The sequence below is a fragment of the Wolbachia endosymbiont (group A) of Ophion costatus genome, from assembly GCF_963969245.1.
In the GTDB taxonomy this organism is placed as follows: domain Bacteria; phylum Pseudomonadota; class Alphaproteobacteria; order Rickettsiales; family Anaplasmataceae; genus Wolbachia; species Wolbachia pipientis.
The window spans coordinates 1,246,922-1,259,585 of the sequence record NZ_OZ017714.1; the positions used below are offsets into that span (position 1 = coordinate 1,246,922).

General features: G+C 36.7%; 15 protein-coding genes and 3 pseudogenes. 1 reads left to right on the top strand and 17 read right to left on the bottom strand.

Annotation, left to right across the window (positions count from 1 at the left end; genetic code table 11):
- Nucleotides 1–3: 3 nt before the first annotated feature.
- The 11 genes and pseudogenes from AACH21_RS06240 to AACH21_RS06290 form a co-directional block, all read right to left on the bottom strand.
- Nucleotides 4–801 carry a baseplate J/gp47 family protein gene (locus tag AACH21_RS06240; RefSeq protein ID WP_015588499.1) on the bottom strand — a complete coding sequence of 266 codons (798 nt, stop codon included), beginning with the start codon at nt 799–801 and terminating at the stop codon, nt 4–6.
- 9 nt (nt 802–810) lie between these two features.
- Nucleotides 811–1,146, bottom strand: a complete 336-nt coding sequence (locus tag AACH21_RS06245) for a GPW/gp25 family protein (protein WP_264683014.1) — start codon at nt 1,144–1,146, stop codon at nt 811–813.
- A gap of 5 nt (nt 1,147–1,151) precedes the next feature.
- Entirely contained in the window at nt 1,152–1,406 is a 255-nt protein-coding gene (locus AACH21_RS06250) for a PAAR domain-containing protein (RefSeq protein ID WP_065094333.1), read from the bottom strand.
- An 8-nt stretch (nt 1,407–1,414) separates the two neighbouring features.
- Entirely contained in the window at nt 1,415–1,870 is a 456-nt protein-coding gene (locus tag AACH21_RS06255; protein WP_338482469.1) for a phage baseplate assembly protein V, read from the bottom strand.
- Nucleotides 1,857–2,330, bottom strand: a complete 474-nt coding sequence (locus AACH21_RS06260; RefSeq protein WP_065094331.1) for a hypothetical protein — start codon at nt 2,328–2,330, stop codon at nt 1,857–1,859. Before AACH21_RS06260 ends, AACH21_RS06255 begins: the two co-directional genes overlap by 14 nt.
- Complete coding sequence (locus AACH21_RS06265) at nt 2,311–2,799, bottom strand: phage tail protein (protein ID WP_264377374.1); 489 nt, start codon at nt 2,797–2,799, stop codon at nt 2,311–2,313. The genes AACH21_RS06260 and AACH21_RS06265 overlap by 20 nt, the downstream gene beginning before the upstream one ends.
- The gene (locus AACH21_RS06270) at nt 2,792–3,112 is read right to left on the bottom strand and encodes a hypothetical protein (protein WP_338482470.1); all 321 of its coding nucleotides are present in this window, start codon (nt 3,110–3,112) and stop codon (nt 2,792–2,794) included. Before AACH21_RS06270 ends, AACH21_RS06265 begins: the two co-directional genes overlap by 8 nt.
- Before the next feature lie 83 nt (nt 3,113–3,195).
- Nucleotides 3,196–4,200, bottom strand: coding sequence for a major capsid protein (locus AACH21_RS06275; protein WP_338482471.1), 1,005 nt, complete (start codon nt 4,198–4,200; stop codon nt 3,196–3,198).
- A gap of 33 nt (nt 4,201–4,233) precedes the next feature.
- Nucleotides 4,234–4,605: a head decoration protein gene (locus tag AACH21_RS06280; protein ID WP_264377349.1), complete on the bottom strand. Its 372-nt coding sequence runs from the start codon at nt 4,603–4,605 to the stop codon at nt 4,234–4,236.
- Entirely contained in the window at nt 4,580–5,686 is a 1,107-nt protein-coding gene (locus AACH21_RS06285; RefSeq protein WP_338482472.1) for a S49 family peptidase, read from the bottom strand. Before AACH21_RS06285 ends, AACH21_RS06280 begins: the two co-directional genes overlap by 26 nt.
- Nucleotides 5,683–6,576, bottom strand: a pseudogene (locus AACH21_RS06290) (phage portal protein); the annotation flags it as partial. The pseudogene AACH21_RS06290 and the gene AACH21_RS06285, both read right to left, overlap by 4 nt.
- Before the next feature lie 60 nt (nt 6,577–6,636).
- Here AACH21_RS06290 and AACH21_RS06295 point away from each other — a divergent pair.
- Nucleotides 6,637–7,469 (top strand): annotated as a pseudogene (locus tag AACH21_RS06295) (IS5 family transposase).
- 17 nt (nt 7,470–7,486) lie between these two features.
- Here the strand turns inward: AACH21_RS06295 and AACH21_RS06300 are convergent.
- From AACH21_RS06300 to AACH21_RS06325, 6 genes and pseudogenes are all read right to left on the bottom strand, one after another.
- Nucleotides 7,487–8,029 (bottom strand): annotated as a pseudogene (locus AACH21_RS06300) (phage portal protein); the annotation flags it as partial.
- The gene (locus AACH21_RS06305; protein WP_143689022.1) at nt 8,030–8,254 is read right to left on the bottom strand and encodes a gpW family head-tail joining protein; all 225 of its coding nucleotides are present in this window, start codon (nt 8,252–8,254) and stop codon (nt 8,030–8,032) included. It lies immediately after the preceding pseudogene.
- On the bottom strand, nt 8,247–10,073 hold the full coding sequence (locus AACH21_RS06310) for a phage terminase large subunit family protein (protein ID WP_338482473.1): 1,827 nt from the start codon (nt 10,071–10,073) through the stop codon (nt 8,247–8,249). Before AACH21_RS06310 ends, AACH21_RS06305 begins: the two co-directional genes overlap by 8 nt.
- A complete protein-coding gene (locus tag AACH21_RS06315; RefSeq protein WP_264377346.1) occupies nt 10,070–11,563 on the bottom strand; it encodes an ankyrin repeat domain-containing protein in 1,494 nt (497 codons plus the stop codon). Before AACH21_RS06315 ends, AACH21_RS06310 begins: the two co-directional genes overlap by 4 nt.
- Before the next feature lie 19 nt (nt 11,564–11,582).
- A complete protein-coding gene (locus tag AACH21_RS06320) occupies nt 11,583–12,053 on the bottom strand; it encodes a hypothetical protein (protein ID WP_226079475.1) in 471 nt (156 codons plus the stop codon).
- A gap of 132 nt (nt 12,054–12,185) precedes the next feature.
- The gene (locus tag AACH21_RS06325) at nt 12,186–12,656 is read right to left on the bottom strand and encodes a Holliday junction resolvase (RefSeq protein ID WP_264377345.1); all 471 of its coding nucleotides are present in this window, start codon (nt 12,654–12,656) and stop codon (nt 12,186–12,188) included.
- Nucleotides 12,657–12,664: the final 8 nt, after the last annotated feature.

Genomic DNA, 12,664 nt, shown 5'->3' on the forward strand with positions numbered 1-12,664 from the left:
TTTTTACCTAACACTTAAATCACTTAAAGCAACGCATTCATTATTTTGTACAATTATGTCTTCTATTGGCTCTGTAAGCTCTATATTTTGTATACCTTCTGTAAAAAGATGAGCAATAATCCAGGACCTGGTTACATTCCACCCTAAACCTTTAGTAGACTCAAGACCTTTGATAAATTGTTCCTTTGCAGCTTCGATAACATCTTTTGATGCAGTAGGGTAAATATGCACTTTAGCATGAATAGTAATGGGAATAATACCACAGCCAATAACTGTAAGCGTATCTGTTAATACACGAATATCATCGCGAATAACGTGATTTCTGACGATCTCTAGCAATTCTTCTGAAGGTACTCCACCATTTTCTGTGGAAAGTATTGAAATCTGTACACTTCCTGGTATAGGTGATACCACTTGCGCATCTTTTACTCTCGTGTCAGCAGATAATGCATGATAGCGATAATGCTCTTTACTCCCTGCTGTTGACCAACCAACAATTTTGGCTTTTACCCGCTTCCTTAAGGATTCATCATTCTCTGACTCCTTTCTCAGCACACCATAAAATTCAGCCAAGTGATCAAGGTCATTACCTCTTGCAAAAGCAAGTAAATTTGCCTGTGCTGCATCATTAATCCTTTGCCTAAGCAAAAGTTCACGCCAGGCTGCTACTTCCAGTATCTTTATTGCTGGATCACTCTCAGTTAGTGCAGAAAAACTTGCATTCCGACGCACTAACTCTTCTTTCATTCGCGAAAAGATTTCCTCAAATTTTAATGTTTCGACAATATTTGGTGTTTTCATCCTACTACCTTATACTATAATACCATCAAGGCGGATCGGCTCTCCATTTGGTAGATAGGTTCCCTCTAAAATGAGAGTTACTTTACCTTCTTTTATTTCTGTTATTTGTACACGTTTAAGCTTAAATCGACGCTCCCACTTTTCTAATGCTTCTGCAACTGCTGCATAAAGTTCTTGTGCAAAACCAGGTACAATTGGATGATCAATCAGCTCAAATAACCTTGATCCGTAATCTCGGCGCATAACACGAGTGCCAATTGGCGTAGTTAAAATATCAACTATTGATTGTTTTAAATGCTCTATACCACTTATTGTTTTACCAGTTTCAGAACTCATACCACGCATATTATTTACCCTGCAAAAACGTTATCACTCCCTTCTTCTGCTATTGCTCCACAGGAAATTAGGTCACCAGTACGAGCAATGGCTTTGCCATTTACAAACACTGCTTTCGACCCTTGTGTCATTACTTTTCCTTCACTAAAATTATCTCCTTGCCTACAGACAGGTCTTCCGTTTATAAATACATCTCTGCTTCCACTTATACAAAAATGCAGCAACGCTCCTTCACAGTGATCTCCTAGGCGTATAACTGATTTATTCATTCCTTTCCCTAATTTAGATTTACTCTTTTTGCTTTTAGTTTTATTTCGCTCTTTGTTATCTCTACACTTGATTCCCCAACATTCAGTGTTATCTTGTCTACTACTTCAATCTCTAAATGATGTTTCTCTTTATCATATGTAAATCTTGTCCCATCTTGAAATTTTACATTATTTACTTCCTTTTTATTCTCTGGAGGAGGGTATTTTTCCTGATATATTGCCGGTAACACCACCCCCAAAGACAATTCTCCCAATGGTGATAATACTATTACCTGTTCATCAATATTTGGTGGTGACCAACTTTCAGCTCTATTTGTTATCCATGGAAGAAAATCTGTTACAAGTTTACCTATTTTAACTTTTACTTTAGCTTTTTCATAATCTATTTTTTCGACAATGCCTATACGGACAATGTTGGCCAATTTCCTCCGCAATTCTGAAATTGCAAAATTACTTTCCAACATTCACATCGATTAAATGAGGTTTTATTTTACTCACTTCCCAAATCGATCGCCCTACATGCAATTCGTGCGCCCAGTCTACCATCCACACTAAATATGCATCGAGCTCTGGCCTAAAATCATCTCCTCCTCCTGATATAAATTCTCCTGGTGAAACATTTTTCACGTTCCAAGTATTTTTATTTACTACTCTGGCAACCTCAGCAGCTAATGATCTGACAATAATAGGGGCATTTTCTATTGTGCTATCGATCACTATTCGTGCCTCAAATTTTGCTCTCAGCGCTAGCTCCTCTGTTCCTGGATCTTTTCCTTGCTCTAGACTTGACAATTCTATAAATACCGCTGGAGCTGCTAACTCTTTCCTTATTGCTGGATAAACCTCACAAGTTTGAATTGCTGGTATCTCTGCCTTTAGCGTATTACAGATTGCCTCATGTAAATTAGTCCAAAATGCCGTCATAAAATAACTTATGTGTAAAATATTTTTCAAATATCCTTTCAACTTCATAATTAACAAGATTTTCTATTATCCTTGAAGCCTCAGGTTCAAGTGGTAGTTTAACCTCCTGTATCGGTAGTGCTGTTCTTCCTACACGTTTAAAAATACCACGATAGCCTCTTGGCATCGTTGCCATAAATGCATCATTAAATGCTGTTCTTATTTTTGCTTGTTTTATATTTATATCATACAGATATGCTCTAATTAAAACCTTCAAAGTGCTTTTCCTTGCCTTGATAATTCTTAGTCTTTTTCTAATTACTTTTAGCCTAATTTGCTTTTCTTCACTGATTTCTCGGACAGCCTGAGATTTTAACCATAATGCCGTTTTGTTTAGCGCTCTTACCGCTGCCAATTCTATTTTGGCTTTGTTAGCATCAATGTTGTGAATAATTCTCTCAATATTTTCATTAACCTCAATGTTAAACATCCTTCTCTCCAAGTACTGTACATTTTATATTCCATACTATTCCTGAATTATCTCGCAGTGGTGGAGAATATACTTTATATTTACGGCCATCAATAACAAAAATATCTCCCACCATTGGCCTGAGTACATCAAAAACGCTTACCTCAAGAAAAAGCATCTCTCCCACAAATTGTCCTTCACCAATCTCGTATAATTTATCTGGCTGTTGCTTTAGTACTTGTACCATATATGACTTATCCTTTGATTCATACAAAGCTACTTTTCCTAAATGAGCAAAACAATCTTTAAATAATCTCTTAATATTCTCTTGCACATTTCTCCGCTATATACTAACATTTATATGCTAAGAAGAGGTAAAGCATTCTTCTGCCTCACACCGCTTTATATTTGTTCTACCTATGTTGCAACGATCTTGACTAGTATTGCTGGACGGTGGCACATTGGCAGAGGGTTTGACTGCGTATGCAAATCAGTCCCTCTATCAAATCTTCTTGGCTCTTGTTTTGCATAGAGTGGCTGTCCAAGAGTATTCACTGTCTCATTAAAATCTGCTGGTGCAAAGTATGTTGTAAATGTGCTTGCTGTTCCTACTGGAAAACAGTGCCCTGTATCTTTGTCAATAAATCTTCTCACCGTTCCTTCAGGGTCAGTTGCTTGCCCTCTATATTCCTCAAATGTTATGCCACAGAACGTAAATCCTGACCTCATATCATTCCTTAGCGCTGCTCCTTCTTGCCATCTCTCATATGCTTCTTTCACTTTAGTATGAGAAGTAAGTGCATCAAAAAACTCAGGGCTTACCAAAGCATGAATTCCTGTCATATATTCACCACTTAGATTATCTTCTATGTGCCGCAATACTTCCAGACACTTACGTTTTACATCTGTTGTTGCTGTTCCCAGTGCAAAATTTACTACTTTTGGTGTTATTTCAAATTCGTTGTACAAATTTAATAATTCTGACCCATCAGCATCTAAAATTATTCCCTTCAGCGCTCCCATCCGCAAATGTTCCAACGTTATCGCATGTTTGTTTCTCATCAATTGCAAATGGTCCGTTATTACATCTGCCAGCGCTTTAAGTTCACTCTCTGATCCAAATGCCCTTATTCCCTGTACTTCCTCTGGTAACACTACATCATCATGTGGAATATGTGGAATCGTAAATGTTCTTACCTTTCTTTTTCCTCTTTTTCCTACTGTTGCTGGTGCTCCGGGTACTTGTGTTGGCAGTAAACTCAATACTCCGTTGTGTTCTTCTATAGTAATATGTCGAAATCTTACTGACCTACTTGGAAATAAATTTAAATTTTCAACACGTCCATAATTTATCGGCAATATATTCATCGCATTTGTTAGTGCCGTCATACTAAATGCTGTATTTGTAAATGGATTTTGCATTTCTTTCTCTCCTTTTTTTCTTATTAATTTTAGTTAAACTCCCTTGCGGATAATGATCCCTCGTACTTCAAGTTGCTTTATTGCTTCAGCTTTCTGTTCTTCAGTGATATTTGCTGGCCATACAATTGCATGATCGGCAAGAAGAGCAATACGAGTAATTATTACTGCTTTAGTATCTCCATCTTTGCTATTTACATCGCTTGTTATTACACCTATCGCTGTTTGTGTGCCATCTGTGGCAGTTGGATTTATTACCTTAATCATGTTGTCTTTATCACGACCAACAACTGTACCAAGTTTAAGATTTTGACCTTTAGCTACTGCTATTGAGTCTCTTGAATACAGGCTTGATGCCTCATACTTTAATAAGTCACCTAGATTATTTTGTTCGGTTATAGTACTCATTTTGCTTTTCTCCTTTTGTTATATATTTTAAATGCCTACGACTTTTCGCTACCTGCATCATCAACTCTTCTCCTGAATTCTGTGGTATTGCACTCAGTATCTCTGTCTTTTTCGTTTGCTCTGCAAGTAATTCCATTAAAACCTCCCTTGCTTGCTCAACACTTACGCCCTGCTCAATAAATTCTCCTATCTTTTCTGGCATCTTTGATATATTACATAAACGTATTAATTCAAGAACTTCAGTACGATACTTAGTTAAATTATTAGTTTCTTCTTTTAGGTCAGTTATAGTTTGTTCGTTCATAGTAATACTCCTGTTTTTATTAATATATTTAAACTCTGAAAGAATTGTAATTCCATCTGCAAGACCTATTTCTACTGCTTTCTCGCCAAAATATAGCCCTGCTTCTGTTGATTTGATTGCCTCTACAGAAAGGTTTCTATTGCGTGCTATTAGCTCAACCAGCATTTCATATAAACGATTCACTTCGCTTTTTAGATTTTCTAAACTCTCAGAAGTTATTGGCTCATGTAGATTTAAATCATTTTTTCTACTTCCTGCAAACACTGTGGTATATTTTATTCCACATTTTTCATCAAATCCACTTTGATCTATATGACTTGCTATTACTCCTATACTCCCAACTCCTGAAGTGCGGGTGAGAAAAATCTTTTCAGCGCTAGAAGCTATAGCGTACGCAGCAGAATATGCATCATCATTTGCTATCGCTATTATCCTCTTTTTTCCTCTTGATTCATAAATAAAGTCAGCTAGGTCAAATATACCGTTTACCTCTCCTCCGGGGCTATCTATTTCCAGTATAATTGTCTCTATGCTACTATCTGCTAATGCTTGTGTAATTTGTTCTTCTATTTGCTCATATGATGTCATTCCGAGCATTTCATCAAGTGCACCAGGTTTTTTAGTTAAAATGCCATGTATCGGTATTATTCCTCTTTCACTATTTCTTACTGCATGTTTTATATTTTTAAAGATAGGCTGCTTTCCTGTTTGTAGTGAAAGTAACTCAAAACTCCTTGGTTCTACCATTACACATCTGTTTAGCCATTGTTGTTTCATATCACCTCTTGATTGGCCGTAACGTCAGAATCAAAACTTAAGCCCAGTTCACTTGCACGTCTTTGATCTTCTGCTATTTCTTGGTCAATTTCTTCTACATCATAACCCATTTCTGATACTACTTCCGCTCGACTCTTGAATCCATTTCTTACTGCCATTTGCTGTGCTTGCTGATCTTTTAGCGGATCGACCCAATCAAATCCCTGTGGTATCCATTTTACTTCTTTTTTTGCTCCTTCTTTTCCCTTTGTCCATTCTTCACCTATGTCTAGCTCTCCAGAAAGTAGTGCTAACTCTAACCACCTATCCCATACAGGACGGCAAAACTGAAATACCATTATGTTATGCTGTAACATTGTACATCTCCTACGAAACTCTATTAATCCTGCTCTAATTGATGAATAATTAACACCGGTTAAATCTCCTGTTAGTTGCTCATATGTTATCCCTGTACCAATCGCTATTGCCCTGAGTTGCTGTTTCATAAACGCTTCATAACTTCCTCCTACATCTGACGGCTCTGAAAATTTTATGTCTTCTCCTGGGTCTAAAAGCTGCATTGTTCCTGGCTCTAAACCAGATAGTGCTACTCCTTGCTCATTACTTTCACTTTCTCCTAAAATATTTGCTTCAGGATCAAGTCTTGTAATAAACCCTGCAAACATTGCTGCAGTTTTCTTTCTCACCAGCTCTGCATCATCATATTGATCAAGCTCATAAAGCTTCAGCAGTATATTAGGAAGCCAAGGCTCCCCTCTGATTTGCCCAGGTCTTAATGGTCTATAAATATGTAAAACATCATTTGCTGGCACTCTCACTGATTCTCCAAACATACTTTCACCAGGGTGTTCTTTAAATAGGTAGTATGCTTCTCTTTGCCCAAGCCTGTTAGAGGTTGTCCGGAAACAAGTAAAAGGCTATAATATCTGAAATTTTAGTACGGGGTAAAGATGAGAAAAAAGTATCCAACAGATCTAAGCGAAAGGGAATGGGCAAGAATAGAAAAACACTTCAGAGTATCATACAAGAAAGGAGGAAGGCCGCCAAAGTATAGCAAAAGAGAAATATTAGAAGCAATTTTCTATGTATTGCGTACAGGGTGTCAATGGCGGTATTTACCAAATGATTTTCCGCTATGGAAGACTGTGTATGAGCAGTTCAGGCAATGGAAGAAGCAGGGAATTTTTGAGAAAATGAATTATGAAATTACAAAATATAGTAGAAGAAAAATAGGAAGGAATGAGCAGCCGAGTGCCTGTATAGTAGATAGTCAATCTGTAAAGACTACAGAAAAGGGGGGATCAAAGGCTATGATGGAAGTAAAAAAGTAAAGGGTAGAAAAAGGCATATAATTACAGACACTCAGGGTTTTATACTAGGTTGTTACGTAGGCGCTGCTAACGAAAATGATAGAGATGGTATTAAAATAGCATTAAACAATATGAGAACAAAATATACTAAAGTTAAAAAAATGTGGGCTGACATGGGATACCAAGGAAGAAATTTAAAGAATCACATAAAGGAAGAATATGACATAGATATTGAAATTGTTACAAGGCCTCCATGTAGATTTTGGGTGCACAAAGATACGCCACCTGAGCTACTACCAACAAGAGAACAAGGGTTTAAAGTACAGCCAAGAAGATGGGTTGTAGAAAGGACTTTTGCTTGGGTTAATAGGAATAGAAGGCTATCGAAGGAGTATGATTTACTCACAACATCCACTGAGAATTTCATATACCTAGCTATGAGTAGGGTTATGTTAAAGAGGGAATATGCTTGAATTTACTTGTTTCCGGACAACCTCTTAAACTCAATCCCGTTTCTTATTACATTACCATTTCCTAAAGTTTGATTTGTTTTATTATCTAAATGTTCAGACTCAAGTACTTGCAGTTGTAATGGTACAGAAAATCCATCTTCGAGTTTACGATTTCGGAGGCGTACAAAACATTCTCCTCCCTCTATCATACTTCTGCATACTAGAGCTTGTAATCCATAAAAATCACTTACTCCGTTACTATCTGCTTCATCTGTCCATCTTAGCCATAATTCTTGTACTTTCTTTCGAAATTCTCCATCTCTTGCTTTTGATTGCGGTTTTATTCCTGTCCCAATAGAGTTACTCACTATGGTATCAATGATATTTGCTGCATATGGATTTTTTCTCACCATATCACGTGATCGACTACGTAAAGTTTCAAGGTTTTGAGACAGCAAATTGTTTATACTTCCTAACTCTGGTTGAAAGTGAAAAAATCTTCTTCCTGAGCCTGCTGCATCCCATGCTGAGCTTTTTATCTTTGGTTTGTTAAATAATTGCTTGAAGGTTTTTAGCAGCATTTATAAAATTCCTTTACTCGTTGAAAAAACAATCTTTCTCTTCGGTTTCATTCCAACAATCTTTAGCTCAGCTTTAATACGTTGTCTTAAGTTTAGTAAATCATTTATCTGAACTTCAGCATATCTCACCACATGATCACCATATGCAATTGATACTACTCTTTCGCCACTCTGAAGCTTCTTTATCGCTTCTTCAATTTGAACTAAATACTCTTCGTTATACATTTTTCAACCACTTACTCTGTCTCACTTTTTTAGGTTTTTTATTTTCCATTTTTCCGCTTAAACTATTCCATTTACTTTCTGGCCAACGATCAATCCCAAGTGCTATTGATGCTGCTCTCGCATAAATCCGGCAATCTAGCACTTCATTTCTTTCTCTTACCTTTTGCCACTCTTGTTTGGTGTATCCTTTTACTACTTTGCTAACTAATTGCTCTGCCGTTAGCTGCTTAAAATATTCAGGTGCATACTCGGGAAAATGACAATATCCTGCTGGAGCTTCTTCACCTTCTTTTAAAACATTAAGTAATTGAAAAAGCTCTGACTTTAATATTGATACTCCTACTGGCCAGAGCTTTATTCCTCTCTTTAGCTTTTGACCACCAACTGTTATATCTACTCTGCTTGGGCTACTCAGCGGCACTAGCGCTTTATTTACACCTTTCACTGCCATCACTCTTCCACAGCCTTGATGACCTCTTACCCAGTTATATACTTCTTGCGTTGCATATCCAGCATCCACTGCCATCATGCTTATCATGTATTCAAGACCATTTTCACCGATAAAATGATGATTTAAGAGCTCTGAAAGCTTTCCCCATACTTCCCTACCTCCTGTATCTCCTTCAAATACTCGGTAGTCTATTGACCAATTTTCACGCCTTTTTCCCCATGCTACAACTTCCACCTCTAGACGATCTTTTTGGACATCAACACCTGCAGTAAGTACCACTTCTCTCCTAGGTACTGTGCCTACGGGAAAAAATTCTCTCCTGTTAAATAATTGCTTCCAGTCTGGTACTTCTCCTTTATCTACCCAAGTTTCTCCAAGCGTAGTATTTATCCAAACTTTCAGTAATTGTTCACTTTCCTTTGCATGCAGAAAATCCTCTACTGCTTGTTGCCAACTATACCACCCAACTGGGCTATAAAGACTTGAAAGATGAAATCCTTTTTTCTCACCTTTCATTGGATTTGTAGCTCTCCATTCTCCACGTTCAAGCATCTCTGTCTTTTGATGATTTTCTATCTTTTCACCACATTCTATACATATATAGTGTGCTGTACTTGGATTTTTATCTTCCCATTTTATTTGTGACCATTTTAGAACTTGATAGTAATTACAATACGGACATGGTACAAAAAAGTACTGCTTATCTGTTGCTTCAAATTCCTTCTCAATTCTGCTTATTCCATGAATCGTTGGTGTTGATACTAAAAAAATCTTTCGCCGTGCAAATGTATTAGTTCGAGCAATACTAAGCAGTACTGGATCTCCTTCTCCTCCTGAATCTCCTGGATATGCATCTATTTCATCAAGAAAGAGATACTTTACTGGCATGGATCTAAGTCCTACACTGCTATTTGCTCCGGTTATTACTACTATTCCACCTGGAAATTCCTTACTTTGTACAGTATTCCCTGAATCTCTTGATCTTGGGTCTTTTACTTTACTTTTTAAACATGGTGTACTCTCTATTAGCGGTGCAAATCTTCCTTTTGACCAACGCTTTCCCATTTCAACTGTTGGCTGTACTACTAGCATTGGACCTGGTGTTTGATCGATAATATAGCCAATCCAATTGTTACCTGCTTCTGTTCCTCCAATCTGCGCTCCTTTCATGAATACTATTTTTTCAGCCGGTGAAGAAGGAGAAAGTGAATCCATGATTTCTTTTAAATAAGGAGTTCTTTCCGTTCTCCATTTACCTGGCTCTGATGCTGCAGTTGCTGCTAAAACTCGATACTCATTCGCCCACTCTGATACTTTAAGCTCTGGATCTGGTTTTAAACCTTCAGAAAAAGATGTGGCGTATATCATTGTCTGCATCTACTCATAATTGGTTCTATCTCAATATTGTTAACAGTAGAGTTTATTCCTCCACACTCCTCCAATTCCATAAACATCTTTTTCTGAAATTCGTTTTCTATATATCTTTTGCTCATCTCACTTACCATTATTGCTATAACAAAAGCAAATATCCCTGTTATTGTTGCAAAAATGATTGCACTGCTTATTGTTGTTGTTATCAACCCTATATATACTGCTACTGCTATTGCGCTGAATGTAGTATAGATGCAGATAATATTATTATGTTTTTTCGTCCTTTTATCTGCTATTTCTCTCTGTGCTATATATTTATTATGAAGGGTTGGAAAATTAATAACGGTATCTCTGCAGAGCAATGACCCATTTTTTTCAGTAAATAAAACTTTAAGTAACTCCAAATTATTTGATTTGATTGCTAAGTGCAGAACAGGTGTATAATTTGCTCCTTTTTTCAGTAGTAATTTTACTACATGTAAATGTCCTCTTTCTGCAGCAAGGTAAATCGGAGAGTGACCTTTATTATTTACAATATCAATATTGATTTCTTCTTTTAAAATTGCATCTACAATCTCAATTTCTCCTCTTTGTGCAGCTAAATGGAGTAGACTATTCTTTTCAGAACCGTATTTATTACTCATCAAAGCCTTCTTTATCTCAGGTTTAGCGTAATCAAATGGTGTTTTACCGCTATCGTCTTTTACCAGAGGGTCTATATCTTCTCGCGTTAGTAAAACTTCTATTGTTTTCAGTCTTTCAGCATAATGTAGTGGTGTTTTATTTTCGTAGTCCTGCAAATTTACTTGAGCATTAGGCTCCTTTATTAAGCATTTGAGGATATCAAGACATAAGTCTCTTTCATCGTAATTAGTATTACTTACAGCTATATGAACAGGTGACAATTTCATTGAGTTTTGTCCCATGCGCGCGCTATTCACATCTGCTCCTAGTCTCAGTAGTAACTTTACTATCTCCAGCTTTTTGTTATTAACTGCATAGTGCATTGGTGTCTGATTTCGTGCATCAAAGACATCTATTTCAGCATTTCCTTCTTTCACTAAAATTTTGACAACATTTTCATGTCCTATGCCTGCTGCTAGATGTAATGGAGTATGATGCAGAGCATTTCGTACATTAACGTCAATACCTTTTCTGATCAAATATCTAACTGCATTAACTTCACCTATCATTGCAGCTAAATGAAGTAAGCTATCTTGTTCTGACCCGTACTTGTTATTAATTAGCGCTTGTAATATTTCTGCTTTTTTCCCTTCTTTGGCGTAATCAAGAGATGTTTTACCTTCATTATCCTCCACAAAAGGATTAATATTCTTCTTCGTGAGTAATAAATCCACCATGCTTAATTCATCAAATTCTATAGCACAATGTAGTGGTGTCTTTCCATTTAATCCTCTGACATTAACATCTAATCCAGGTTGATTAATGAGACACTTTATTAACTCCAAACTTAAGTTATCAGTCATTTTATATTCAAAATCTTTTTTATATTTGAAATTTAGTATTAGATAATTCTTGTAATGAGTTTGTAATCTCTTCAGTTAGCGCCATATGAATCTTTTCAGTGTCACTCAGTGATGCAAGCAGCGCTGAAACTCTATTTGGAATATTAAGCAAATTATTACGGACAACTCTTGCTACGTTAAATGCTTCAGTTTTTACCTCTTCAATTGACACAAATTTGCCTATTTCAGCTTTCACTTTAGCTTCCAAAAGTTTACCACGCTCGGTTTCATTTTTTATTCGCGTTTTTAGCAATATCGTTGAAAGTGTTTCTCCGCGCTCTTTTCTCCTAAGTGGTTGACTTGGATCTCTTATTGCTGCTACCGCTTCATTTGCTTGTTCTCGGTCAATAAGTCCATCTTCCAGCTCAACTATTCCTTTTTTTACTAAAGAACAGACATATTGCCTCGAAAACCCTTTTTCCCTTGCCCACTCTGCTTGCGTAATTCTCACCTTTTTTTCTCCTTTTTAGCACTGCTCAGCTATAATTTCGTAAGTAGTTAACATTTGAAATATGTCTAACGCTAAAGAAGGCCCGAGGTCGGGACCACCAAACCCTCCAGCTTGGCCAAAAGGACCCACTTTTTATGATATTTCCAACATATTAAAATCTTTACTAAAATTCATAACATAGAACATTAATGCTAAAGAATCTGCTTCATTATCATCTGTTGGACAAAAACCCTTTTCCTGCACTGCTTCAATTACATCAGCTTTACTTGCATTGCCCTTGCCAGTTATAAAACGTTTAATAGTCTTAACCGAAACACCTTGATAGGGAATATTACTTTCTTCACACCAAGCAGAAAGGTGTGCTAAAAACCCTCCATAGATATGTGCAGCATCAGTTCCCAAGTGTCTTCTCACTTCTTCAAAGTATACAACTTCAATGCCTGGAAATTTATACTTAAGTGAATTAAGCCAATTACGAAAATTTAAAAACTGCATTCCACCACCACTAAACCTGCTAACATGAAAACTCTTACTTCCACTTTGCACTATTCCATCATTTAAAATAGTCCAGCCGGTTTGTTTGCCAAGATCTAGGGTGAGCATTTCCTTTC

What these genes read in the sequence shown, in the direction of transcription:
- AACH21_RS06240 (WP_015588499.1), bottom strand. Translation starts at nt 801, where the DNA reads ATGAAAACACCAAATATTGTCGAAACATTAAAATTTGAGGAAATCTTT.
- AACH21_RS06245 (WP_264683014.1), bottom strand. Translation starts at nt 1,146, where the DNA reads ATGCGTGGTATGAGTTCTGAAACTGGTAAAACAATAAGTGGTATAGAG.
- AACH21_RS06250 (WP_065094333.1), bottom strand. Translation starts at nt 1,406, where the DNA reads ATGAATAAATCAGTTATACGCCTAGGAGATCACTGTGAAGGAGCGTTG.
- AACH21_RS06255 (WP_338482469.1), bottom strand. Translation starts at nt 1,870, where the DNA reads ATGTTGGAAAGTAATTTTGCAATTTCAGAATTGCGGAGGAAATTGGCC.
- AACH21_RS06260 (WP_065094331.1), bottom strand. Translation starts at nt 2,330, where the DNA reads ATGACGGCATTTTGGACTAATTTACATGAGGCAATCTGTAATACGCTA.
- AACH21_RS06265 (WP_264377374.1), bottom strand. Translation starts at nt 2,799, where the DNA reads ATGTTTAACATTGAGGTTAATGAAAATATTGAGAGAATTATTCACAAC.
- AACH21_RS06275 (WP_338482471.1), bottom strand. Translation starts at nt 4,200, where the DNA reads ATGCAAAATCCATTTACAAATACAGCATTTAGTATGACGGCACTAACA.
- AACH21_RS06280 (WP_264377349.1), bottom strand. Translation starts at nt 4,605, where the DNA reads ATGAGTACTATAACCGAACAAAATAATCTAGGTGACTTATTAAAGTAT.
- AACH21_RS06285 (WP_338482472.1), bottom strand. Translation starts at nt 5,686, where the DNA reads ATGAAACAACAATGGCTAAACAGATGTGTAATGGTAGAACCAAGGAGT.
- AACH21_RS06305 (WP_143689022.1), bottom strand. Translation starts at nt 8,254, where the DNA reads ATGTATAACGAAGAGTATTTAGTTCAAATTGAAGAAGCGATAAAGAAG.
- AACH21_RS06310 (WP_338482473.1), bottom strand. Translation starts at nt 10,073, where the DNA reads ATGATATACGCCACATCTTTTTCTGAAGGTTTAAAACCAGATCCAGAG.
- AACH21_RS06315 (WP_264377346.1), bottom strand. Translation starts at nt 11,563, where the DNA reads ATGACTGATAACTTAAGTTTGGAGTTAATAAAGTGTCTCATTAATCAA.
- AACH21_RS06325 (WP_264377345.1), bottom strand. Translation starts at nt 12,656, where the DNA reads ATGCTCACCCTAGATCTTGGCAAACAAACCGGCTGGACTATTTTAAAT.